The organism is Polyangium jinanense, from assembly GCF_028435365.1.
Genome location: NZ_JAGTJJ010000028.1, coordinates 81,208 through 102,736, shown reverse-complemented (window position 1 = coordinate 102,736; position 21,529 = coordinate 81,208). Strand labels below are relative to the sequence as shown.

At 67.3% G+C, this 21,529-nt stretch carries 19 protein-coding genes; 11 read left to right on the top strand and 8 right to left on the bottom strand.

Annotated features, from left to right (window positions below):
* Positions 1-572: 572 nt before the first annotated feature.
* Complete coding sequence (locus KEG57_RS33415; RefSeq protein WP_272459191.1) at positions 573-833, bottom strand: hypothetical protein; 261 nt, start codon at positions 831-833, stop codon at positions 573-575.
* On the opposite strand from KEG57_RS33415, the gene KEG57_RS55790 reads away from it, so the two are divergent.
* A complete protein-coding gene (locus KEG57_RS55790; protein ID WP_272459190.1) occupies positions 825-2,234 on the top strand; it encodes an RICIN domain-containing protein in 1,410 nt (469 codons plus the stop codon). The two genes, KEG57_RS33415 and KEG57_RS55790, sit on opposite strands and share 9 nt — an antisense overlap.
* 179 nt (positions 2,235-2,413) lie before the next feature.
* Positions 2,414-3,217, top strand: coding sequence for a hypothetical protein (locus tag KEG57_RS33405; protein ID WP_272426364.1), 804 nt, complete (start codon positions 2,414-2,416; stop codon positions 3,215-3,217).
* Between the two features lie 346 nt (positions 3,218-3,563).
* Here the strand turns inward: KEG57_RS33405 and KEG57_RS33400 are convergent, their stop codons facing one another.
* Positions 3,564-4,625 carry an aldo/keto reductase gene (locus KEG57_RS33400; RefSeq protein ID WP_272459189.1) on the bottom strand — a complete coding sequence of 354 codons (1,062 nt, stop codon included), beginning with the start codon at positions 4,623-4,625 and terminating at the stop codon, positions 3,564-3,566.
* A gap of 115 nt (positions 4,626-4,740) precedes the next feature.
* On the opposite strand from KEG57_RS33400, the gene KEG57_RS33395 reads away from it, so the two are divergent.
* Complete coding sequence (locus KEG57_RS33395; RefSeq protein WP_272426362.1) at positions 4,741-5,658, top strand: LysR family transcriptional regulator; 918 nt, start codon at positions 4,741-4,743, stop codon at positions 5,656-5,658.
* A 98-nt stretch (positions 5,659-5,756) separates the two neighbouring features.
* A complete protein-coding gene (locus tag KEG57_RS33390) occupies positions 5,757-6,632 on the top strand; it encodes a hypothetical protein (protein ID WP_272426361.1) in 876 nt (291 codons plus the stop codon).
* Between the two features lie 35 nt (positions 6,633-6,667).
* Here the strand turns inward: KEG57_RS33390 and KEG57_RS33385 are convergent, their stop codons facing one another.
* The 5 genes from KEG57_RS33385 to KEG57_RS33365 form a co-directional block, all read right to left on the bottom strand.
* The gene (locus KEG57_RS33385) at positions 6,668-7,639 is read right to left on the bottom strand and encodes a DUF1259 domain-containing protein (RefSeq protein ID WP_272426360.1); all 972 of its coding nucleotides are present in this window, start codon (positions 7,637-7,639) and stop codon (positions 6,668-6,670) included.
* A gap of 129 nt (positions 7,640-7,768) precedes the next feature.
* Positions 7,769-9,391: a sialidase family protein gene (locus KEG57_RS33380; protein ID WP_272426359.1), complete on the bottom strand. Its 1,623-nt coding sequence runs from the start codon at positions 9,389-9,391 to the stop codon at positions 7,769-7,771.
* A 20-nt stretch (positions 9,392-9,411) separates the two neighbouring features.
* A complete protein-coding gene (locus KEG57_RS33375; RefSeq protein ID WP_272426358.1) occupies positions 9,412-10,356 on the bottom strand; it encodes a hypothetical protein in 945 nt (314 codons plus the stop codon).
* A 23-nt stretch (positions 10,357-10,379) separates the two neighbouring features.
* Positions 10,380-11,258 carry a right-handed parallel beta-helix repeat-containing protein gene (locus KEG57_RS33370; RefSeq protein WP_272426356.1) on the bottom strand — a complete coding sequence of 293 codons (879 nt, stop codon included), beginning with the start codon at positions 11,256-11,258 and terminating at the stop codon, positions 10,380-10,382.
* 45 nt (positions 11,259-11,303) lie between these two features.
* The gene (locus KEG57_RS33365; protein ID WP_272426354.1) at positions 11,304-12,647 is read right to left on the bottom strand and encodes a hypothetical protein; all 1,344 of its coding nucleotides are present in this window, start codon (positions 12,645-12,647) and stop codon (positions 11,304-11,306) included.
* Positions 12,648-12,945: 298 nt separating this feature from the next.
* Between KEG57_RS33365 and KEG57_RS33360 the strand changes: the two genes are divergently transcribed.
* Genes KEG57_RS33360 through KEG57_RS33340 form a run of 5 tightly spaced genes read left to right on the top strand, consistent with a single transcriptional unit; the run spans position 12,946 to position 17,667 of the window.
* Positions 12,946-13,551 (top strand): RNA polymerase sigma factor, encoded by a 606-nt coding sequence (locus tag KEG57_RS33360; protein WP_272426353.1) that lies wholly within the window; start codon positions 12,946-12,948, stop codon positions 13,549-13,551.
* A complete protein-coding gene (locus tag KEG57_RS33355) occupies positions 13,536-14,786 on the top strand; it encodes an outer membrane protein assembly factor BamD (protein WP_272426352.1) in 1,251 nt (416 codons plus the stop codon). Before KEG57_RS33360 ends, KEG57_RS33355 begins: the two co-directional genes overlap by 16 nt.
* On the top strand, positions 14,783-15,820 hold the full coding sequence (locus KEG57_RS33350; RefSeq protein ID WP_272426350.1) for a hypothetical protein: 1,038 nt from the start codon (positions 14,783-14,785) through the stop codon (positions 15,818-15,820). The genes KEG57_RS33355 and KEG57_RS33350 overlap by 4 nt, the downstream gene beginning before the upstream one ends.
* On the top strand, positions 15,817-17,136 hold the full coding sequence (locus KEG57_RS33345) for a hypothetical protein (RefSeq protein ID WP_272426348.1): 1,320 nt from the start codon (positions 15,817-15,819) through the stop codon (positions 17,134-17,136). Before KEG57_RS33350 ends, KEG57_RS33345 begins: the two co-directional genes overlap by 4 nt.
* Positions 17,137-17,163: 27 nt before the next feature.
* The gene (locus KEG57_RS33340; protein ID WP_272426347.1) at positions 17,164-17,667 is read left to right on the top strand and encodes a hypothetical protein; all 504 of its coding nucleotides are present in this window, start codon (positions 17,164-17,166) and stop codon (positions 17,665-17,667) included.
* Between the two features lie 43 nt (positions 17,668-17,710).
* Here KEG57_RS33340 and KEG57_RS33335 read toward each other — a convergent pair whose 3' ends face one another.
* Positions 17,711-19,243, bottom strand: coding sequence for a mechanosensitive ion channel family protein (locus KEG57_RS33335; RefSeq protein WP_272426345.1), 1,533 nt, complete (start codon positions 19,241-19,243; stop codon positions 17,711-17,713).
* Between the two features lie 178 nt (positions 19,244-19,421).
* Between KEG57_RS33335 and KEG57_RS33330 the strand changes: the two genes are divergently transcribed.
* Entirely contained in the window at positions 19,422-19,715 is a 294-nt protein-coding gene (locus tag KEG57_RS33330) for a hypothetical protein (protein WP_272426344.1), read from the top strand.
* A 12-nt stretch (positions 19,716-19,727) separates the two neighbouring features.
* Positions 19,728-21,395, top strand: a complete 1,668-nt coding sequence (locus KEG57_RS33325) for a serine/threonine protein kinase (protein ID WP_272426342.1) — start codon at positions 19,728-19,730, stop codon at positions 21,393-21,395.
* Positions 21,396-21,529 lie beyond the last annotated feature (134 nt).

Here is a 21,529-nt window from a genome sequence, read left to right as displayed (position 1 = left end):
CACATGTGCACAGGGGGCGACGTCAACGTGGCCGCGTTTGCCGACTCGTGTGCTGAACGTGGTGACGTACAGCCAATCAGCAAAGTTGCGAGGCCGAAGGACGATGGGCAAAGATTCGTGCTCACGTCGTCCCCTGACGTGGATTTCAGACGAAGATTCAATCCGTGCGCGTCGACAGCAGCGGCTTGTTGGGTGGGTGACGCACAGCGTGATCCGCTCCCGCGCAGGCGGCCGAGGCAAGAAGAAGCCCGAGCCGCCCCCGGCAGGACCCGCCGGAGGCTGAAAAACCCCCCCCGGCAGGCCGTCGACAGGCGCCTCGGGGCTCCCAAACCCCCCTCCCCGCCCCGTGAACAGGCGCCGGAGGGCTGAAAAACCCCCCCGGACGGGCTGTCGACAGGCGTCTCAGGGCTCCCAAACCCCCCTTCCCAGCCCGGCAGCAGGCGCCGGAGGGCTGAAAAACCCCCCCGGACGGGCTGCGGACGGCTTCCGGAGGCTGAGAAACCCCTCAGGGTCTGGGTCGACGACCGCAGCATGGGACCAAAGTCCCATACCGGGACGCGCCCCGCCTCCGGCTACTGTGTGTCGCGCGGGGCCAGAGAGGGCTCCCCGAACGCTTCCCTCACCCTGCACCGGAGGTACCTCATGACCGAGACGACGACGAAAAAAGAGCGGCCTTTGAGCAAGAAAGCGACCGAGCGCGCGAACAAGCTTCGCGAGAAGCTGTCGGGCGCGCGCGCCGACTCCCTTGGGGCCCGGAGGATGCAGAAGAACCGCGCGGCAACCCCCTCTTCGGGGCGGCCCTTCATGCCGCGGCGCGCCTCGAGGTGGGCCACGAGCTCAGCGATCTCGAGCGAACCCTCGTCGATGCCCTCGAGCAAGGGATCAGCCAGGAGGAGATCAAGGCGTGGGGCAAGGCGCACCGCGAGACCAAGGGCGCCCGCACGAGGGAGATCTTGCCCGACGTGATCGCCGATCGGCCGATCGACCAACCCTTCACCATGAGGGACCTGGCCGACGCTCTGCCCGCGCAGGTCGAAGCGGTGAAGGCCCAGGGGAACGTGCGCGTCGTGGACATCGCCAAGCTCGCGCCGGACCAGGAGCTCGATCAGAGGGACGAGGCATTCCTCGCCGCCGCGAGAGAGTACGGCTCGAGCTTCGTCTACCTCACGAGCAGCGCGCCGCAGCCGGAGCCCGCTCCGACGTCCGCCGAGAGCTCGGACGGCCCGAGCGAGGTTTTCATCATCCAGCCGTTCAAGTTTCGGACCATCAAAAGGTCGGGCGATACCGTTACCGACCCATCCGACGAGATCTTCTGGTGCTTCAGCGCCGGGAGCGACGAAGATACATGTACGTTCCAGTCCAGGGTATTCGATAGCTGCGACGACGGGGACTGGGACGATCGCTTCGATTATGGCCATTTGGCCTTCATCGGACGGGTGAGCGATTCGCTCGCCATGACCATCGATTGCTGGGAAGAAGACTCCGGAACGATCTTCGGCAACACGTCGGAGTACCTGCGCAAGGCGGCCGACCATTGCCTGAGGGCTTGCCAGGAGCTCCAGGGCGATCCCGAGACCAACGCCGCCGGCTGGGCTGCTCTCTGCTCCATCACCCTCAGCCTCGTGGCAGAGATCTTGGACCTCTTCAAGAACGAGGACGATTTCGTGAAAGGTCTCCGCTTCGGCTGGGACAGGGCTGCCCTCCTGGGGCTCGACGACCGAGAGCTCAGCTTCCGCTTCGACGGCGAATCCGATCACGGCGGGGGCATCCAGGATCTCTACCTCAGGTTCAAGACGATCCCCACGGGGACGCTCGTGAAGCTCGTATCGCAGAGGAGCGGAAAGCTCATCTGCATCGACAACGCGGAAACCGCGAACGGCGCTCGGGTCCTTCAATGGGAGTGGGACGCGACCTGGAACACGTACCGGCAGTTCCGCCTCGAGTGGCTGGGCGGGGGGCTATTCAAGATCGTCGCAGTGCACAGCGGGAAGGTCCTGGACGTCCCCAGCAGCTCTCGCGACTCCGGGGTTCCGCTCATCCAGTACAACTTGACCGGAAACAACAACCAGAAGTTCCGTCTGGGTCCCCTGGGTGGCGGGCTCTATGCAATCGCCGCGGAACACAGCGGGAAGAATCTGGACGTGGCCGGTGGGACCACGGCAAATGGGGCCGAGATCATTCAACATCATTGGCTCGGTAGTGACAACCAGAAGTGGAGGATCGTGCCCGTCTGACGGACCGGCCTGTCGCCTCCTGCGAACAAGGCCACCCACCGCCTCCCGCCGTCCTCCCGCCGTGAGGCCCCGGCAAGCCCCCTCGTCCCCACGCAGAGCCCCCCGCGGAGGCGAGCTCCGCCTCCGCGATGCCCTCCACACTTGCCCGCGCGCCTCTCCCCATGATTCCATCCCGCGCCATGACCAGTCCCCAATTCGATCCCGTCAAGGGCAAGCAAGCCTTCGACGTGCTCTTCCCTCACTATAAGACAATGCCCGTGGAATCCCTGGCCGTCGTCAATGCCGACGCGGGCCTCGCCGCCGTCGCCGCGCTCGGCCTCGCCGCGCGCGCGAGCGAGCCGAAGCTCTTGGCCCGCTACAAGAGCCTGCCTCCGAGCGAGTTCGACGCCGCCCTCGTCGAGCTGCTCCCCACCGCCGCCTGGGCGTGCTGGTATGCCGCGACGGAGGACCAGAAGGCCCGCGCCCTCTCCACCGAGGGAAAACTCCCGGCCGAGCTCGTGCAGAAGGCCCTCGGCATCGAGGCACGCATGCAGGCCCTCTGCGAGTATCATTTGAATGACCACCCCGAGGTCGGCCCCTACCTCGCCATGCTGCGCGCAGGCACCGGCCACCGCGACCTCGCCGCCGATTTGCTCGGGTATGCCACCGTGTATCGAGACCATTATGACACCCTCAAGGACGACAAGAAGCACTTCCGCGCGACCGACGCCGACGACGCCGTGAAGGCCGCCGAGGAGATCCTCGCGAGCCTCGGCGCTCGGCTCAGCCCCGAGGCGCGCGTGGCCGGAGAGCACCTCGCCCGCGCCTTCACGGTCTTGCTCGATACCTACGAGGAAGTCGCCGCGACGGGCCGATGGCTCCTGCGCCACGAGCCGACCCCGGAGAAGACCTTCCCCTCCCTGTACAGCGTGATCCGCTCCCGCGCAGGCGGCCGAAGCAAGAAGAAGCCCGAGCCAGCCCCGGCAGGACCCGCCGAGGGCTGAAAAACTCCCACCCGAGGCCGCCGCGCCGGGGCGCTGCCCCGGACCCCGCGGGGGCTATCCGCCCCTCGACCCGGACCAGGCACGGCCTGGACCGAAGGTGGAAGAACTGCGCTCCGCGCAGTTCTTCCAACGGGCCGGTTGGACCCCATCACCCATCGAAAGGGCAGCGCGGCTGTCTTGGTTGGCAGGGTCGTAGCTGACCTTGCCTCGGCCCGTTCGATGAACTGCGCATCGCGCAGTTCATCGACCCCGGGTCCAGCGCTTGCGCTGGTCCGGGTCCAGGGGCGGACAGCCCCGGTGGGGCCTGGGGCAACGCCCCAGCGAAACGGTTCCAGGATGTGTCGTATCAGATGCGGCGCGCGACGTTCGAACCGCCGAAGATGAGCTGCTGGACCAGCGGCCGCCTGACGAAACGGGCCGGAAAGATAGGCTCGGGTGCGCTCGCCGCGTCGAGCCGCGCGCGCTGCTCGTCGGAGAGCACCACGCCGAGCGCGCCAAGGTTGTCCTCCGCCTGCGCGAGCGTGCGCGCACCCATCACCGGCGCGGTCACCGCCGGGTTCGAGAGCGTCCACGCGAGCGCCACCTGCGAAGCTGTTGCGCGGATCTCCTGCGCCACCGAGCGCACGACGTCGGCGATGCCCAGCGCGCGCGAGCTCAGTTGACCCGAGGAAGCCATGACGCCTTTACGCGTCGCCGCCACCCCCGCTTCGCGCGAGTCCGCGACGTCCGCACGCGTGTACTTGCCCGTGAGCACGCCACCGCCAAGCGGCGACCAGGGCAGCACGCCCATGCCCAGCGCCGCGGCCATCGGAATGAGCTCGTGCTCCACCGTGCGCTCGACGAGGCTGTATTCGATCTGGAGCGCGACGAAGGGCGCCCAGCCGAACAGCTCCGCGAGCGTCTGCATCTGCGCGATGCGCCAGGCGGGCGTGTTGCAGATGCCGGCGTAGACGATCTTGCCCGCCCGCACGAGATCGTCGAGTCCGCGCATCACCTCTTCCGGCTGGGTGGTGGAGTCCCAGGTATGCAAATAGAAGAGATCGATGCGGTCGGTGCCGAGCTGTCGCAGGCTCTGCTCCACCGAGCGCTGCATGTTGAGCCGATGGTTGCCGCCCGAATTGGGGTTGCCCGGTTCGCGCGCCATCGTGAACTTGGTGGCGAGCACCACGCGCTCGCGCTTGTCGCGCAGAAACTCGCCGAGCAGACGCTCGGAGGCGCCGTCCGTGTAGTTGACGGCGGTGTCCACGAAGTTGCCCCCGCGGTCGATGTAGAGGTCGAAGATGCGGCGCGACTCTGTCGCGTCCGCGCCCCAGCCCCAGTCCTGACCGAACGTCATGGTGCCCAATGCGAGCGGTGAGACGCGCAACCCGGAGCGGCCCAGCAGGCGGTATTGGTCGAGTGAAGTCATCGTGTGGTCCTCCGATGAGCGGGGTCATCCCGCCCTGTGTGCGAACAAGCTAGGCCGCGCGCGCCGGAAAGAGAACTTGCCGCGTTCTGGACGCCTCGGTAAGTTCCTCTAACCAATGGCAGTCGATCTGAATGGTGTCGCGGTGTTCCTGGCGGTTGCCGAGGCGAAGAGCTTCACCACGGCCTCTCGGCACCTTGGCGTCACCCGCTCCGCCGTCAGCCAGGCGATCCGGCGGATGGAAGACCGCCTCGGTATCGCATTGGTCCAGCGCACGACGCGCAGCGTGAGCCTTACGGAGGCCGGCGAAGAGCTCTACCGGCGGGTCGCGCCCGCAGTCAGCGAAGTCGGCCTTGCGCTCGATGCCACGCGCGATCGCGACGCTGCCCCTTCGGGCCTTCTGCGGCTTGCGGTGTCCTCTATCGCAGAGCGCTTCATCTCGGGTGCCCTGCTTGCGAGCTTCGTCGAGAGCCATCCCGGCATTCAGCTCGACATCACCATCACGGATGAAGAGTTCGACATCGTGGCGGAGGGCTACGACGCAGGCGTTCGCCTCGGAGAAGTCATCGAGCAGGACATGGTCGCCGTGCCGGTTTCAGCCCATCAGCGCCAGCTCGTCGTGGGCGCGCCCTCCTACCTCGCACGCCATCGCGCGCCGAAACATCCGACGGAGTTGTCTCGGCACTGCTGCATTGGCTGGCGCCCCTCGCCGCGCGCCGAGCCTTATCGCTGGGAGTTCGAAGAAGATGGGCGGGAATTCGACGTGGCGGTGCATCCGCGCATCACGACGAACGATATGTGGGTGATGGTTCGCACGGCAGTTGCCGGCGGTGGGCTCACGTTCGGCATGGAGGAGACGTTTCGGCCCTATCTCCAGCGCGGCGAACTGGTGCCGCTCCTGGAACGCTACTGCCCGCCGTTTGCCGGGTTCTACCTGTACTTTCCTGATCGAAGAAACCTGGCGCCCAAGCTCCGCGCGCTGGTGAGCCACGTTCGCTACGCGACGAGTCCTTCCAAGACGCGGAAACACGGCTGATCTTGCGCGTCTGTCGTGAGCTTGCCGGACCTCGGGAATCCGGTGTATGAGCCGTCCGCCCGCTCGGTTCGGGCGCGCACGGAGGTTTCATGCAGCGGATGATCGGAATTCTCGGGCTCGGGCTGTCGCTTGTTGCCTGTCAGGGAGAAAAGACTGCGGGGGACACGGCCGCGAGCAACTCGGCGGCGGCGCCGAGCACGAAGACGGCGGGGCCGACAGGGACGCCGAAGTTCGTGCACAAGAAGGATCCCATCAATGACGAAGCCGGCCGCAAGGTCGAGACGAAGTTCGTGAAGATGGAGGGAACCGGCGACGACGCCATGCCCGTTTTCGCGATCACGAACAAGTCCGGCAAGCGGATGAAGAGCGCCCAGACCTGGATCTTCTACTACGACAAGGATGGCAAGTACCTCGACCGCTATCCGCACTCGATCATCAGGGACCTGAAGGACGGCGATACGGCCGAGGTGCCGCTCGGCCGCAAGAAGAAGGAGATCAACAAGGAGGCCACGACCTACGAGGTCGAGCTCTCGCGCATCGACTTCGACGACGGCTCGAACTGGTACAACGACGACCTCGTCCCCAACTCGCCCTCGCGCCCCAAGGGCGGCGTGCCCGCGGACGAGCTCAAAGCGCACGCGGGCGAAAAGGTCACGGTCGACGTCTACGCCCTCGATTCGTTCAAGGTGCGGCTCAAGAACGAGTCCGATAAAGAGGTGAAGCGGTGCGAGGTGATGCTCTATTACTGGGACGACAAGAATAAGCGCAAACTCGACACGATATCGGCGGGCCTCGACGATGTGGGCCTCAAGCCGGGCGAAACCCGAGACTTCACGCTCGAGGTCGAGGACTTCAAGGTCCCGCCCGAGGCCAAGATCGTGGCGGGCACGGTGCCGACGGTGACGTTCGCCGACAGCACGAAGTTCGAGAACAGGAAGCTGCGCTCCTTCGATCGCCAGCCGCCGCCCGGCTGAGGCGCAGACCCCTGCGCCAGCAACCGCAGGTGCGCTCATCCCCCGGCTTTCGTCAGGTTCAACGCCTTCTTCACGCTCGTCGCGAGGGCAGCGGCGGTGCCGCGGCCCCAGTAGTGCAGGAACAGGATCCGCGGCTGCTCGCCGACCATGTGGTGATGGATGGCGACCACGTGGATCCCGTCGCCTCGCAGCGATTTCAGCACCGGCTGTAGCTCGTCCTCGGTCACGGCGAAGTCGCCGTCGACGACTGCATTGTCGTCGGCCCCCGCAAAAGCTGCCCAGGTGTTGACGCCCATCGCCTTGCCGATCTGGCATCCGCAGGCAGCGTTCGTCGCCGGGCGCCCGATCGTGACCTTGTACATCCCATCCTTCGCCGCGCCCTTCACGCCGAAGACAGCCTCCACTTTGGCGCCGTCGATGGAGTTCGTGGCCGGGAGCGGCGCGCCTGCGAATCCAGGAGCGGGCTCGGGAGACTTCGCGCGAATCGTCTTTGCGGCATCGAGCGCGCCCTTTACGCCCTTGCCAAGGGTGTCCACGCTGCCTTCGCCCTCGATGTGCATGAAGTAGACCTTGGGTTTGTCGAAAAAGAAGTGGTTGTGCAGCGCGGTGACTTGGAGCCCGCTGCCGAGAGCCGCGCTCATCGCGTCGCTCACTTCGTCCTCGAAGAGCACGAGATCGCCCATGACCATCGCCTCGACGCCGGGCGCCTTCCCCGGGGTGAAGCCGGCCCAGGACGTGAGGCCCATGAAGGGCGGCATGGTCCACCGGTCCACCTCCACCTTGACTTCGTTGCGGGGGAAGGAGACGCGGACGACGCCGTCGGTCACCTCCGGCTTGAGGCCCGTGGCCGCCTCCACGGCTGCGGGATCCATCGCCGCGGGCGCCGGCGGGGGGGCTGTGGAGCCGGCCGTGGGGGAAGACGGAGTATCGGGGGACGGAGGCGGCGTGCCCTTATCACAGGCGGACGCCAAGAGCAGAGCCATTCCGATGACAACCTTTTTCATCATGGTACCCAACCCCTTTCACAGCGATGCGACGTGCAGATCGTCGAAGTAGGTCACCAAATCCGCCTTGGCGGCTCGTGCCCATGCCGGTGATGTAGCGAGATCCGCACGAGCGGCAGGGAACGCCCGAGGTCAATCGGCGCGGGCGAAAAAGACCTCGAGATCCGGTCCGCCGCGGTTCTCCTCCCACGCGACGTATACGGTACCAAAAACGTCCGTCGCGACCGAAGGATAGTCGCCCACGACGCCCTCCTTGCCGGCGACGGTGCTCGGCGCGAGCGGCGGATCGAACGTGCCATCCTCGTTGAAGCGCGAGAAAACGGTCCTCTGCCCGTCGGTCGTATCGAAGAACGCGACGTACACATTGCCCGCCACGTCCACGACCGCCTGCGGGTGGAACTGATCGCCGCCGAGCCCCGCGCCCACGTCGATGTTGGGGGACCACGTCATTCCCCCGTCCTTCGACGTCGCGAAGAAGACGTTCGCGCCGCCACGGCGGTCCTCCCACGTGGCGAAATACTCGCCGGTCTGCGGATCGACGGCCACGGAAACGTTGAGCTGGTTTTGCCCCTGCATGTCGTCATCGATGCGCACGGGCGCCCCGAATGTCTTGCCCCCGTCGGTGGAGGCGGCCGAATAGATATTGCTGTCGCCGCCTCCTTCGAGCGCATCCCAGGCCACGAGTACGTCGCCGGTCGTCGGATGAACACCGACGCTCGGCGCCTTGGAATTGTTGAGCGAGCCGCTCACCGCGACGGGCGCGCCGAAGGTCTTGCCGCCGTCCGTCGAGGCAGCCTGCTGGATCGTGGTGCCGTCGACGAACGCCACGTGAATGCCGTCGATCCCGAGCGCGATATCGGGGTTCGTGCCTTTCCCGATCGTCACTGGCGTGGAGAACGTGCCCGCAGCGGGGTCGAACGCGGCAAACAGGACGTTGCCACCCTCCTCCCACGTCAGGAACAGGACCTCGGGCAGGACGAGCATCCCGGCTTCGTCGACGACCGCGTTACGGACCACGATGGCGGGGTTTTGCCCGCTCATCGTGACGCGCGCCGCTGTCGGCCAGGTATCGCCGAAATCGCTCGAAATCGAGAGCGTCACGGCTGCGCCGTCCTCCATCGCGAGGTAGAGCCGCGTGCCCGTGATGTTCGAGGCGAGGTCGGGATCCGCTTGATCACCGTCCATGGCCGCATTGACGATGACGTCTCCACCGAACGCGAGCACGTGCGGGATGCCCGCGACCTGGCACGAGACGAAGCTCGACATCCCATTCGCGCCGAGCGGGGCCACGACGACGAAGGTACCCTTGCCGTTGTCCAGCGGCGCGAGCGTGGCGCGGCGCGCCTCGGGACCGACCGTGATCTTCTGATCGAGCGTGGCCGGCCCGGGCCCATATCGCACCTCGAAGCCGCCCGAGGAGTCGATCATGCCGTTCACCTTCCAGCTTACGCTGAGGGCGCCATCGGCCTCTGCGGCGAACACGTCGAGCCCCTTGGGATCCAGGCAGCTCGGAATGCGCCCCGCAGTCCCTTCGGGCTCGCAGACGTTGCCGTCCCCCGAAGGGCGACAGAGGAAACCTCCCGGGCAGCTCGCTGCATTGGCGATGTCGCAGGAGCAGCGGTCACCCTTCGTGGGGTCGCAACCGTCGTTCCTGTTCTCGTCGTCGCCGCAGCCGGAGACGCTCGCCACGAAGGCAAAAAGCGCGACGGAAGCGAGCGTGAGGAGCTTGTGCGTTACCTTGGACGATTTCCGCATGAGCATGTCTCCCTTCCGGTTCAATGCCACTTCCACTTGCCCTTGCCTTTGCCTTTGCCCTTCCCGATGACGATGACGGGAGGCTGAACGACGACCACCGGGACCCAGTTCACGGCGACGAACAGGGGAAGGACGACAGTCCCGACGACGATCACCACGCCGGGGCTCCAGCCGCAGAGCACCACGATGGGCTCGATGTCGCTCTCGTCGTAGAACACGACCGTGAGCTTCGACGGGTTCGCCTTCACGGTCAGTTTGCCCGTGAAATACATGGCCTTGGGCTCGGGGGTGAGCTCGATCATCTCGGGGCTGCCCGCGACGACGCCGATCTTGACCTTGTGTTTGCCCACGGGCATCGGCTTCAGGTCGTCGTCGAGCAGGTAAACGCGCGTCTCGCCCGTCTTCTGGTCCGCGACAACTTCGAGAAGGTCGTCACCCGCTACCTGGAGAATCCCGCCATTCGGTCCCTTCTTGCCTTTGGGGATTTCGACTCCGGCCGTGACCTTGGCCGTCGCGACGAGCTCCTTCGTGCCGCCCTTCGGGAGATGCAGCGCGCCCTCGACCGGCTTGCCGTTGACCTGGAGCTCGTAATCCACCTCGGTCAAATCAGCGTCGAGCTTGGGGATGTCCGCCGTGTGCAAGCCCGTCTTCGCGTCGAACACGAGCGTCGCCTTTACCGGCTGCGCGCCCTTCTGCAGGGGCTTGACGGTCAGCTTGCCGGAGACGTCTTTCTCGACGGGTTGACCGTCGGGCGTCTTGACCCGCGCCCGCACCTTACCGTCGGGCGTGACCGACCACGAGATCGTGGCGGGGTCGTGTTGCTCCGTGATCGTGTCGTCCGCCGAGAGGTTCTCGGCGGTGACCTCCGCGGAGGCGTCGGACTTCTTGCTGCACGCCGGCAGCGTAGCCATCGAGCCGAGGACGAGAGCAACGAACGTCGTTCGCAAGATCATGGTGGACTTCATGCGGTGGTTCCTTCTCGCCCCATTCAATCACAAGTGCCCATCGGCGGGGTGACGATCGGTTCGACCCCGAAGTTGTCGAGCAGCGTGGCATTGCTCGAAGGCACTACGGTCGTCCCGCAGAATACGTTCCGCACGAATGCGCCGGCATTGCCGGTGATGCTCGTATTTCCGAACACCCTGGAAAAGCTGATCCCGAAGTTGTTGCCCTTCGACGCGAGATCCCCCGTGATGGTCAGCCCACGTAGCCGGACCGCCTCGCCGTTGACCGTGACCGATCCGTTGATGACCACGGCGTTTTCCAGGAAATTCTCGCCGAAGAGGAGCACGCCCTTGCCGGTGATCGTCAGGTTGCCGGTGTACGTGCCGCCGCGCAGAACCACGACCGCGTCATCCACGCCGAGCTTTGCCTCGACGTCAGCCAGGATGTCCGCGGGGCCGAAGAAAAAACCGCCCGAGTTGGCGCCGACTGGATATCGGATCGGTGTGTTCGGGTAAGTCTCGGCGTTCGCTCCGTCGAACCCGAGCGGGGCGTCGTACACGTCGCCCTCGGCGAGCACCGTGTGCTTCAGCAACGCGTCTCCGATGCGTACATCCACCTCGCCGACCCCCGTGCCTACCACCGCGATCCCCGATTCACTCGTATCGGCGCTTCCTGGGAAGGCGTCGACGGGGATGAGGTCCCGTTCGTCGCCCGTCACGGCGGGCGTGCCCGTCGTGTGGCCCGTGTTGGCGACGGGGTTGATCACGGCGACGAACGCCGTGCTCCCGGCGGGAACATCGACATCGTCGGGCCCATTGTTGCCGCTCCCGCCATTGCCTTCGTCGCCTCCGCAGCCGACGAGGCCCGCGAATGCGAGCATCCACACGCCCAGGGAAAGGAAGGTCGGTGTTTTCTTCAGCATGGTTCCTCCAGGACGAAGCAATTCGTTGTTGACCAAGGGTAACGTTTACAACGTGCAGACCCCGCCGGTGCACGAGAGACCGGAGCAGCAATTGGCCTGGGCCGCGCAGGACGCACCCACGGACTTGCAGGGCGAAGGCACGCACTCGGGGAACTCGCCGCCGCCGCAAAGGCCCGAGCAGCACTCGCCGTTGTTGGAGCACAAAGCCCCGTCCAGCGCGCACGTCGGGCCGCCGCCGTCCGGCGTGCCGCCCTCGGGCACACCGCCGTCGGGCTCGGGGGGGACGTTGAAGCTGCCGCATTTCAGTTTGTTGCCGTCGTTCGGATCCGGCGAGCAGAGCCCGCCGCAGCAATCGTCCGGCGTCTGGCACGCGGCACCATCGGGCTTGCACATGCAATCGGCGCACGTGCCGTTGTTGCACATCGAGCTGCAACAATCGGCGTTGGTCGCGCAGGTGTCGCCGACGACCTTGCATGCGAAGCCGTTCTCGCATGTCTTGCTGTTCGCGTTGCACTTCTTCGAGCAGCAATCGGCGTCCGTCTGGCAGGCCACGCCGCTGAGCGAGCAGCACGGCCCCTGGCAACGCGTCACGCCGTAGGAGCCTTCGAGGCAAAGGAACGCGCCTTGCGGCATGCCCGGACAACACTCGCCGAAGGACGGATCGCAGATCTCGCCCGGCGGGCGGCAGTTCGGCGGCTGCCCGCACTTCTTGACGCCGCTCCCATCCGCTTGGCAGTTGCTCGTGCAGCATTGGGCGTTCGCCCCGCAGAGCTCGCCGATGGGCTTGCAGCCGCCGATCGACTGGCAAAACGACGAACCCGGCAGGAGCTCCACGCACGCATTGGAACAGCACTGACTCGGCCCGTTACACGCCTCCCCGACGGCCTTGCACGCGCCGAGGGATGTACACTGCTTGATCCCGTTTCCGCTGTCCTCGCAGAGGTTGCCGCAGCAATCGGCGTTGGTGTTGCAAACCTCGCCGGTGACGTGACACCCGCCGAGCGAGAGTCCACACGTTTTCACCCCGCCGCCCTTGTCCAGGCAAACCCCGCTACAGCAAACGCTGCCGCCGGTTGCGCAATCCTCGCCGGGCTGGAGGCATCCGCCGCCCTGGGCACACACGCCGCCTTGGCACAGGTTCGAGCAGCAGTCGGAGTTCGCCGTACACGCGTTGCCGAGCTGCGTGCATTGCGCCGTGGCGTCGCAGACGCCGTTCTTGCATCCGAGGCCACAACACTCGATCGCTGCGCCGCAAGCCTCGCCCTCGCCCTTGCACGAAGCGCCGCCGGTCCCCGAGCCGCCCGCGCCTGCCATGCCGCCCGTGCCACCACCCGCGCCCGCGCTGCCCCCCGTCCCCGGCGCCGCGCCGGCGCCCGCGGTGCCACCCATGGACGGATCGTCGCTGCACCCAGCACCAAGCACGAAGCCAGCGCCAACGACGGAGGACAGGGACGCGGCAAGGAACAAGAGACGGTGTGATCGCATGGGTCTCCTCCAGGCTTGGAGGGAGGTACCGAGAGGGACCCAGGGCGGTTCACGTTTTTTGCGTGTTGCAGTTCACGAAGATGATTTCGGTGAACCGTGGGCGCAGCTTCGGGGTACCTCCACGATCGAGCCCTCGATGCCGCCCGCGCCCCAAGCCAGCCGACCCCGCGACAGCGTCCCCCAGGGGAACGCGAGCCCGGTCGTGCGAACCTTGCCGGTCATGCGGGACGACATGGCCATCGTGCGCGGGCTCCGCGCGGGCGAGCCATGGGCGCGCGCAGCGCTCTTCGATCGGTGCGGCCCCTCGGTCGAGCGGATCGTCCGGCGTATCCTGGGCCGCTGCGACCGCGATCAGATCGCTGAGCTCGTGCACGAGGTGTTCGTGCAGGCGATGGCCTCGCTCGACAAGCTACGCGATCCGGATGCGCTCGTGGGCTGGATGCAGATGGTCGCGACGCATACGGTCTACAAGGCGATCCGGGCGCGCCGCGCCCGTCGCTGGCTCCTGTTCTGGGCGCCCGCGGAGCTGCCCGAGCCGATGGTCGAGGACGTCGATTCCAGCGTCGCCGAGGCGTTCCGGAGGACGTACGCCGCGCTCGACAAACTCCCCGCCGACGAACGCGTGGCCTTCGTGCTCCGGTACGTCGAGGGGCTCGAAGTCGAGCGTGTGGCGGCCCTGTGTGAGGTGTCGCTCTCGACGATCAAGCGGCGTCTCGACCGGGCGGAGACGCGGTTCGCGGCCATCGCTCGTGGAGACGAGGTGCTCCGCGGCTGGCTCGAGGAAGGTGGGCGATGGACGACGAGATGAAGCAGCGCCTCGAACGGCTCGGCCGTGCGGTGGCGGATGTCTCGGACGCGTCGGCCGATCGCGGCGCCCTCGATGCCGCACGATCCCGGTTCCTCGCGCCCACGCCGCAGGCCCCGGAGAGCGCGAGGCGCAAGGGCATCGTCGCGGGCCTCGCCCTTGCAGCCGCTTGCGCAGGTGCCTTTGCCTTGTACGTGGCGACGCGGACGCCAGCTCTCTCGTTCACCGTGGGCGCGTCGCCGGTCCAGGGCGTGGCAGGCGACTGGATCGCTGCTGGGGAGACGTCGCTCGGCCTGCGCTTCTCGGAGGGGAGCGCGTTGACGCTTGCGCCGGGCGCGCGGGTGCGCGTGACCGAGACGAACCCCCGAGGAGCTGCGGTGCTCATCGAGAGCGGCGCCGTGCACGCCGAAATCACGCACGCGCACGACGACACGCGCTGGGCGCTGCGCGCGGGCCCGTTCGAGGTGCGGATCACCGGGACTGCGTTCGATGCGCGGTGGGACCCCGCGACGGAGACGTTCGAGGTCGCGATGATGGAAGGTTCGGTCATCGCTACGGGGCCGCTCCTGCGGGAGGGGCGTGCGCTCGTTCCCGGCGAGCGCCTGCGCGTCTCCGTTCGTGAGAGCAAGCTCGAGATCCAGGAAGCCCGGACCGCGACGAAGTCGACGAACGAGCCCGCGCCACCCGGTCCGTCGTCGGTCCAGACGAACCCCTCGGCGCCGATCCTCTCGCCAAGCGCCTCCGCGGCGATGCCCGTGGCGCCCGTCCCGGAGGAGAGCTCCGCGCAACCCGGCTGGCGGGAGCTCGCGTCCGCAGGCAAGTACAAGGATGCGCTCGCCGCGGCGGAACGCGCGGGCTTCTCGCAGGAGGTCGAGCGCGCTTCTGCCGCGGACCTCTTCGCGCTCGCGGACGCCGCGCGCTTCGCCGGCAGCCCTGCGCGCGCTCGCGAGGCTCTGATGGCCGCGCGCCGCCGGTTTGGGGACCGCGGGCGCAGCGCCTTTCTAATAGGCAAGATCGCGGCGGATCAACAACGGTCGCCGGGAGAAGCGGCCACGTGGTTCGAGACGTACCTGCGTGAGGAGCCCGGCGGACAGCTTGCCGAGCAGGCCCTCGGCCGCTTGCTGGAGATCCGGCGGCGTGGCGATCCGGCCGCCGCGCGTGCGATCGCGAAGCGGTACCTCGCGCGGTATCCGCAGGGCGCGTACGCTGCGCTCGCGAGGAGCGTACTCGAGCCTTGAGCGGACGACGAACGATGGCGCTCGCGGTGCTCCTTGCGGGGCTCGTCACCGCGTCTCTTGTGCTCGCCGACGCCGGAGCGCGGGTGGTGATCGTGGCCCCGTCGCTCGGGGATCCGACGGCGCAACGCATGCGTGACGAGCTTTCCGTGCTCGGCTTCGACGTCGTCGTGAGAGCCGGCGTCGCAGGGGAAAACCTCGCAGACGTGGCGCGCGCCGAAAGAGCGGCAGCCGCGGCGCGCGTGGAGCGCTGGCCGCCGGAAATCCTCGTGTGGGTGGGCGAGGGCGCGAAGGACGCGGGAGAGCTGCGGGTGAGCGAGTCGCTCGCCGGCCCTGTGGAGCCGGAGCTGCTCGCGCTCCGCGCCATCGAGCTCTTGCGTGGTCGTCTCCTGCCCGTCCCCGCAGGTTCCCCCACGGCGGCGCCCGGCGCGGCGCCTCCGGTCGCGCCGTCCGCCCCATCGACCTCACCGCCTGCCGCGAGCAGCGCTCCGCCGCTTGCGGATCCTCCTCCGCCCCGAGAACCCCGCGTCTCCCTGCTCGCGGGCCCCGCGCTCCTCGCGAGCCCGGGCGGCGTCTCCATCTCCCCAAACCTCGCGCTCTCGGGCCGTTTGTCTCTCTGGAGCCGCGTCTCGGCCGAAGCGTGGTCCTTTCTCCCCCTCTCGCCTGGGTTTGTCCAGAATGCCGACGGCGAGGTGGCGCTGCGTGCATTTTTCCTCGGCGCTGGCGTCGGCGTCCGCGTCACGTCCCCCGACGAACCCTTTTTCGGATCCGTCGGGGCCGGCGTGGGGCCGATGCTCCTCTGGTTCGAGGGAGAAGCCGAACCGCCGAGGATCGCAGCCTCCGGTACCCGGTGGGCGGCGCTCGCATACGGACGCGCGGGCATCGGTTATCGTATTCATCCCCGCGTCCGTCTCCGTTTTGATGGTTTCGTCGGCCCCGTGTTCCCGGAACCCGTGCTCCGTATCGTCGGCCGCGAGGTGGCCTCGTTCGGTCGCCCCGCGGTGTTCTTCGTGCTTGGCGCGGAGGTGATGCCTTGAAGCGCTCGTACTTCCTGTTGGCGCTCGGCGTGTGGGGATTCGCTTGTGGGCAAACGTATCTCGACGGCGTGCTGCTTCCGAGCGGCGACGGCGGCGCGGGTGGCATCGGTGGCGGGTCGACCGCCGGTGGGGTCTCGTGCAAGAGCGAGGGCGAGGCTTGCAGCGCTGCCATCGAATGTTGCGGCCTTGGCTGCGAAAATGGCGTCTGCGACGCCACGGCGCCCTGCACGCAGCTCGGCGATGCATGCGCCGTGAGCTCCGATTGCTGCTCGAACCTGTGCCAGGGCGGCGTGTGTGCGCAGGGCGGCGGATGCCTCCAGCCCGGCGAGGACTGCGCGATCGGGGGGAGCGAATGCTGCAGCGGCATTTGCCTGGACAAGGGCGGCGGGGTGAAGACGTGTGGCATCTCGCTCGGCGGCTGCCGCGTCACGGGCGAGCTCTGCAACACGAACGCGGATTGCTGTGGAAACCTCTGCGAGGACAGCGGAAGCGGGATCAAGCAGTGTACGTCCCTCGGCGCATGCAAGGCCGTCGGCGAGGCGTGCAATGGCCCGAGCCAGTGCTGCTCCAACGCGTGCGTGGAGCTTCTGGCGGGAGCTGCTTTCTGCCAGTCGATCGGCGGCTGCAAGCCCATCGGCGAGCTTTGCTCCACGGACGCACAATGTTGCACGAGCAACTGTCAGGCCGACGGAAGCGGCGTCACGAAATGCGGGCAGCCCGCGAACTGCCGCCCGCCCGGCGAGATCTGCGATTCGTCCTTCGGCGAGTGTTGCCCGGGCATGCCGCAAGGCGCGCTGCTTTGCCTCGATGGCTCCTACGGCGTCACGCGTTGCCAGGGGCCGTGCTGCTCACTGAGCGGCGTCGCGTGTCAGGCGGACGTCGATTGCTGTTCAAGGAAATGCAACGTGAACAGCAAGACCTGCGAGGACGGCTTCGCGTGCAAGGTCGTCGGCGATACCTGCGTGAGCAACGCTGAGTGCTGTAGCTCGACGTGCAGCGGCGGCACGTGTACCGATTGCACGTGCAAGCCGAACGGCGAGCCGTGTCAGACGCCGGACGATTGTTGCGGCAAGCTATGCTCGCCGGATCCAGACGACGGCGGCGCGCTGAAATGCGGCACCTTCGGCGGCAGCCCGACGTGCGTGCCCGAAGGTACGCTCTGCGGGAGCAACGGCGAGTGCTGCTCCGGCCTCTGCGGTGGCGGGGAGTTCCCGAGCTGCAAGCCGTCGGGGTGCAAGTCCGTGGGTACGTCGTGCGCGAGCGGGGCGGAGTGCTGCTCCGGGCTCGCGTGTACGGGTGGGGTCTGCACGTTGTGAACGGCTGAGTCCAAAGGAGAAACGAAGATGATTCGAAAAACGGTCTACCGCGTTGCCGCCCTGGTTTTCCTCCCGCTCCTCGTGGCTGCTTCGTGCGGCGACGACCGCCGCTACGACGACGGCGACGACTGCGAGATTGGTGTCCCCGGGGAGGGCGCGGCGTGCGAGTGCAGCGGGCTCGATTGCGTGTGCCCGTCCTCTGGCGACTGCGAGATCAACTGCATCGAGGGCTGCAACCTCCAGTGCGCCGGCTCCGGGTCCTGTGACTTCCTGTGCATCGCCGGATGCAATACGGAGTGTACCGGCTCGGGGAACTGCTTCGTGGATGTCGGCGACGACTCGACTGTTTCCTGCACGGGCAGCGGCGATTGCGACGTGACGTGCGCGGGAGACTGCGCGGTCGCGTGCCCCGGGAGCGCCACCTGCACGGTTCGCTGCGCAGCCGGCGCGATCTGCACGATCGACAAGTGTTCCGGCACGGTGGAGAGCTGTCCGGACGGCGTGCAGGTGTGCAACGGGAGCTGTTCCTGATCGACGGCGAGGTCATCACCAACGGGGCCACCGTGGAAAGCACTCACGGGGCCCCGAGCTCGAAGAAATTGCGAATTCGAGCCACCAGGTCGAGCTCCACCCTCCCTACCGACGGCGCTGCGTCGTTCGCAGCGTCGAAGCCCTGACGTGCTGCCTTGAGCTCCTCGGTCCGCTGCGCGAGCACGGCGGCGAGCTCCCTGGCGAGCTCGGGGCGGTTCTCGATCACGCGCTGGAAGGTCGCTTTTTCCAGACGGAAACACTCGACGTCGGTCTCGGCGGCCACGGTGGCGCGCCGCGGCGCCCCCGTGAGGAGTGACATCTCGCCGAAGAAGCTCCCGGGCCCGAGCTTCTTGACCGGAAGCTCCCGCCCGCCCTCGGAGACGCGCACCGATGCCGTGCCGTCCTCGACGAGGTAAAGGCAATGGTGCCCCTCGTCCCCCTGGTGGGCGATGATCTCGCCGCGGGTGAACGGGGCGTAATTGAGCTGCTCGGCGAGCTCGGTCCGCTCCGCATCGGAGAGCGCCTGGAAGAGCGGGACCATCTCGAGCAGGTGCTTGCGCCTCGAAAGGCGCTTTGCGTTTTTCTCTGCCGCTCGACTCGTCTCCTCGGTCATCAGGATCGAGGCCGCGGGGATAGCCAGATGCATGCCCGCGCGCTCGAGCGCAAAGAAGATGCGCGTGCGGACATCGGAGTCCGTCGAGGCGTCCGCGTCGAGGTCCGTCAGCCAGTAGCGCAACGCATAACGCCCGTACGACTCGCCGAGATCGACGAGCACGCAGCTCGGCGGAGGATCCACGGCGACACGCTCCATCTTGGCGTTCTTCACGGCGTCGCGCACGACGTCGATGACGTCCGAGGGCTGGTAACGGAAATCCACGTTGAAATGGATGACGCGCCGCAAATACTGCGGCTTGCCCTGGCGGCGGCCGAACACCGTCACCTGGGACTTCATGAGCACGTTGTTCGGGATGAGTACCGTCTCCCAGTTGCCCGTCTCGATCGCCGTGTACCTCCACCGTATCTCGGCAACGCGCCCGCTCACGTCGTTCACCTTGATCCGGTCACCGACCTCGATGGAGTTGTCGAGCTGGAGCGCGAGCCCGCCCGCGATGTTGCCGATGACGTCCTGCAAGGAAAAGCCGAGGATCGCGGTGAGCACCGCGCTCGTGGCGATGAGGCCCGAGAGGTTGATGCCCGCGCGGCTCGTGATGGAGACGGCGGTGACGACCGAGAAGATGGCCACCAACACGTCTTCGACGATGCGCGGCGCGTGCAAGCGCAGACGAGGCAGGATGACGTGGAAGAGCAGCACGGCCGCCGCGCCCACGAAGGCGACGCCGCCAAACACCGCCGCCGGGATCCTGATCTCGTTCACGAGAGACGAGCCCGTGACCGCGAGCCCTGCCGCCCCGAGGAGCGAGAGCACGTGCATCGACAGGAAGAAGCCGAGCGGACGCAAGCGGGGCCGGCTCGACGCCGAGAACCGACTCGCCACGAGCGCGATCACGAGCGCCGTGAGCAACCAGAAGGTGTGCGCGATGAGCGCTTCTTGCCAGAGAGCGTAGAGGAAACCCACGGGCGCACCCTATCAGCTCGTCCCGCGCCGCCCCAGGGTATGGGAAGCAAGAAACGCCCACCCCGGTCGCACCGCACATGGGCCACTGGCCCTCGCCGAGGCCCACGGCCGCATCGCGCGGCCCATCGAGCTGCCGCTCGGGGACGCGAGTGGCTGCGCGTCGCTCCGGATCGTCTCGGTGGAGGCGGGGCCGACGGTGCTCGCCGGTGGGTTCGAGAAAGATCTCGCGCTCGTCGTCGCGCCCTCAGTCACGATCCCCTGCCAGCCGCCGAACCCCGACGCGAAGCTGCCGCCGCTCGTGAACGTGGCCACGCTGCAGCCGGGACCGTTCACGGTCACCGTGCCGATCGTCGGGACGTACGACGAGCTCGCCAAAGCCGCTCGTGGGCGAGTTCGGCGAGCGTGGGGCCAAACCGTCCCGACTGTTGCGGACATCGAAAACGACATGAACTGCCGGTGCATTTGGTGTTAGCATCCGGCCGGCATGGATGAGCTAGAGCGCAGAGTCGGCACGGTCCTGTGCGGAAAGTGGACGCTCGAACGGCTGCTGGGTTCCGGCGGCATGGCGGCTGTCTACGTCGCCGTGCACAAGATCGGGCGGCGAGACGCCATTAAGATTCTCCACCCCGAGATCGCTCGCGTACCCGAGCTGCGCGCGCGGTTCGATCAGGAAGCGCGTGCCGTCAATCAATTCGTGCATCCTGGAGCGGTCGAAATCCGCGATGTCGACACGACCGAGGACGGTTGCCCGTTCCTCGTCATGGAGCTGCTCGAGGGTGAGTCGCTCGCCGCGCGTGCCCGTCGCGGCCCGATGGACATATCCGAGATCCTGCGAATCATCGACGGGCTTTTGGACGTCCTCGCAGCGGCGCACGCGCATGGCATCATCCACCGCGACATCAAGCCGGACAACTTGTTCTGCCTGCGCGACGGGCGCCTGAAGGTGCTCGACTTCGGTGTCGCCCGCGTGCGACAGGCGGCCAACTCCGTTCACACGCGCACTGGAACGACGCTCGGCACGATCGCGTACATGCCCCCGGAGCAAATCGCAGGTAAAGACGTCGATGCGCGCGCCGATGTGTTCGCGGTCGGAGCGACGATGTTTCGGCTGATCACGCGGAGGCGCATCCACGAGGCGCACTCCGATTCCGAGCTGCTCATCAAGATGTCTTCGCTGCCGGCGCCGTCCCTCGCGAGCGTCGCTCCGGAGGCGCCGCAGGCCGTGTGCGCCATCGTCGATCGAGCGCTCGCGTTCGAGCGCGATAAGCGCTACCCGAGCGCGAGGGCGATGCTGCAGGACATACGCGCAGTCCGAGCCGGCCAACCGCTCGCCATCCCCCAGCAGGTCGTCATAGCCGCGGCCTCCAGCCATCCGGATGAGGCGATCGGCACGGACGCGACGGTGGCCGCTCCGCACGCAGCGGCGGCGGGGGCAGGACAGGGGCTCGTTCCTTCATCGGCCGCATCGGCGCGCGCTGGATCGGCGGTCGCTCCAGCGCGTGCGCCGTCCTCCACCGCGTCGGTCTTCACCCAGGCGACGCAGTGGACGGTGACCACGGTACGCGGACGAAGACTGCGATGGGCCGCGCTGGCGTTCCCGTTGCTCGGCGCAGGCGTGCTCGCCCTCGTGTATTACCGTGCGGTGCACGTCGATTCCGACGCGACGCCTTCCGCGTCGAGCCGGACGCTCAGGCCACCGGCCTCGCCGTCCACACGGAGCCCCGCGGTCGCGCCTGGAACTCGCAGCACGGCTGCGGTTATCGATCCCAGCCTCGCGAAAACGGGCGGCGACAAGCCTCGCCTGCCGAGCCAGCCGCCCCGCGGCAACGGGCAAGGGGCTGGCGCCCTGCCACATACCAACTGCATGACGACCAACGCCTGTGACTACGTGTGCGACGACGCGTGCGAGGTCTCATGTAAAGACCCGCGCGGCTGCGAGATAGGAGCGCGCCGCGATGCGCAGGTAGACTGCACGGGATCGTTGACGTGCAAGGTCTCGTGCGAAGGGGATTGCGTGATCAACTGCATCGAGGGCACCCCATGCCTGGTGCACTGCACGCCTGGATCCCGATGCGTGTTCGGCGCGTGTCCGCAGCAGAGCGAGACCTGTGCGGGCGATATCACCGTGTGTGGAGCCAAATGCCCTGAATGACGAACATGCGGGGAATGTGAATGGCCACGAATCGGTTTGACAGCCCTGACAAGGTCGCGTCCGGCTCGCACGCCGACAGCCGTCCTCTCGACGCGAAGGCGAGCGCGCGCTCGCCGCACGCCGTCCCTCCGACG

Bases quoted from the DNA above. Each gene is read 5' to 3' on its own strand.
- KEG57_RS33405 (WP_272426364.1), top strand. From the start codon at position 2,414: ATGACCAGTCCCCAATTCGATCCCGTCAAGGGCAAGCAAGCCTTCGAC.
- KEG57_RS33400 (WP_272459189.1), bottom strand. From the start codon at position 4,625: ATGACTTCACTCGACCAATACCGCCTGCTGGGCCGCTCCGGGTTGCGC.
- KEG57_RS33395 (WP_272426362.1), top strand. From the start codon at position 4,741: ATGGCAGTCGATCTGAATGGTGTCGCGGTGTTCCTGGCGGTTGCCGAG.
- KEG57_RS33390 (WP_272426361.1), top strand. From the start codon at position 5,757: ATGATCGGAATTCTCGGGCTCGGGCTGTCGCTTGTTGCCTGTCAGGGA.
- KEG57_RS33385 (WP_272426360.1), bottom strand. From the start codon at position 7,639: ATGATGAAAAAGGTTGTCATCGGAATGGCTCTGCTCTTGGCGTCCGCC.
- KEG57_RS33380 (WP_272426359.1), bottom strand. From the start codon at position 9,391: ATGCGGAAATCGTCCAAGGTAACGCACAAGCTCCTCACGCTCGCTTCC.
- KEG57_RS33375 (WP_272426358.1), bottom strand. From the start codon at position 10,356: ATGAAGTCCACCATGATCTTGCGAACGACGTTCGTTGCTCTCGTCCTC.
- KEG57_RS33370 (WP_272426356.1), bottom strand. From the start codon at position 11,258: ATGCTGAAGAAAACACCGACCTTCCTTTCCCTGGGCGTGTGGATGCTC.
- KEG57_RS33365 (WP_272426354.1), bottom strand. From the start codon at position 12,647: ATGGGTGGCACCGCGGGCGCCGGCGCGGCGCCGGGGACGGGGGGCAGC.
- KEG57_RS33355 (WP_272426352.1), top strand. From the start codon at position 13,536: ATGGACGACGAGATGAAGCAGCGCCTCGAACGGCTCGGCCGTGCGGTG.
- KEG57_RS33340 (WP_272426347.1), top strand. From the start codon at position 17,164: ATGATTCGAAAAACGGTCTACCGCGTTGCCGCCCTGGTTTTCCTCCCG.
- KEG57_RS33325 (WP_272426342.1), top strand. From the start codon at position 19,728: ATGGATGAGCTAGAGCGCAGAGTCGGCACGGTCCTGTGCGGAAAGTGG.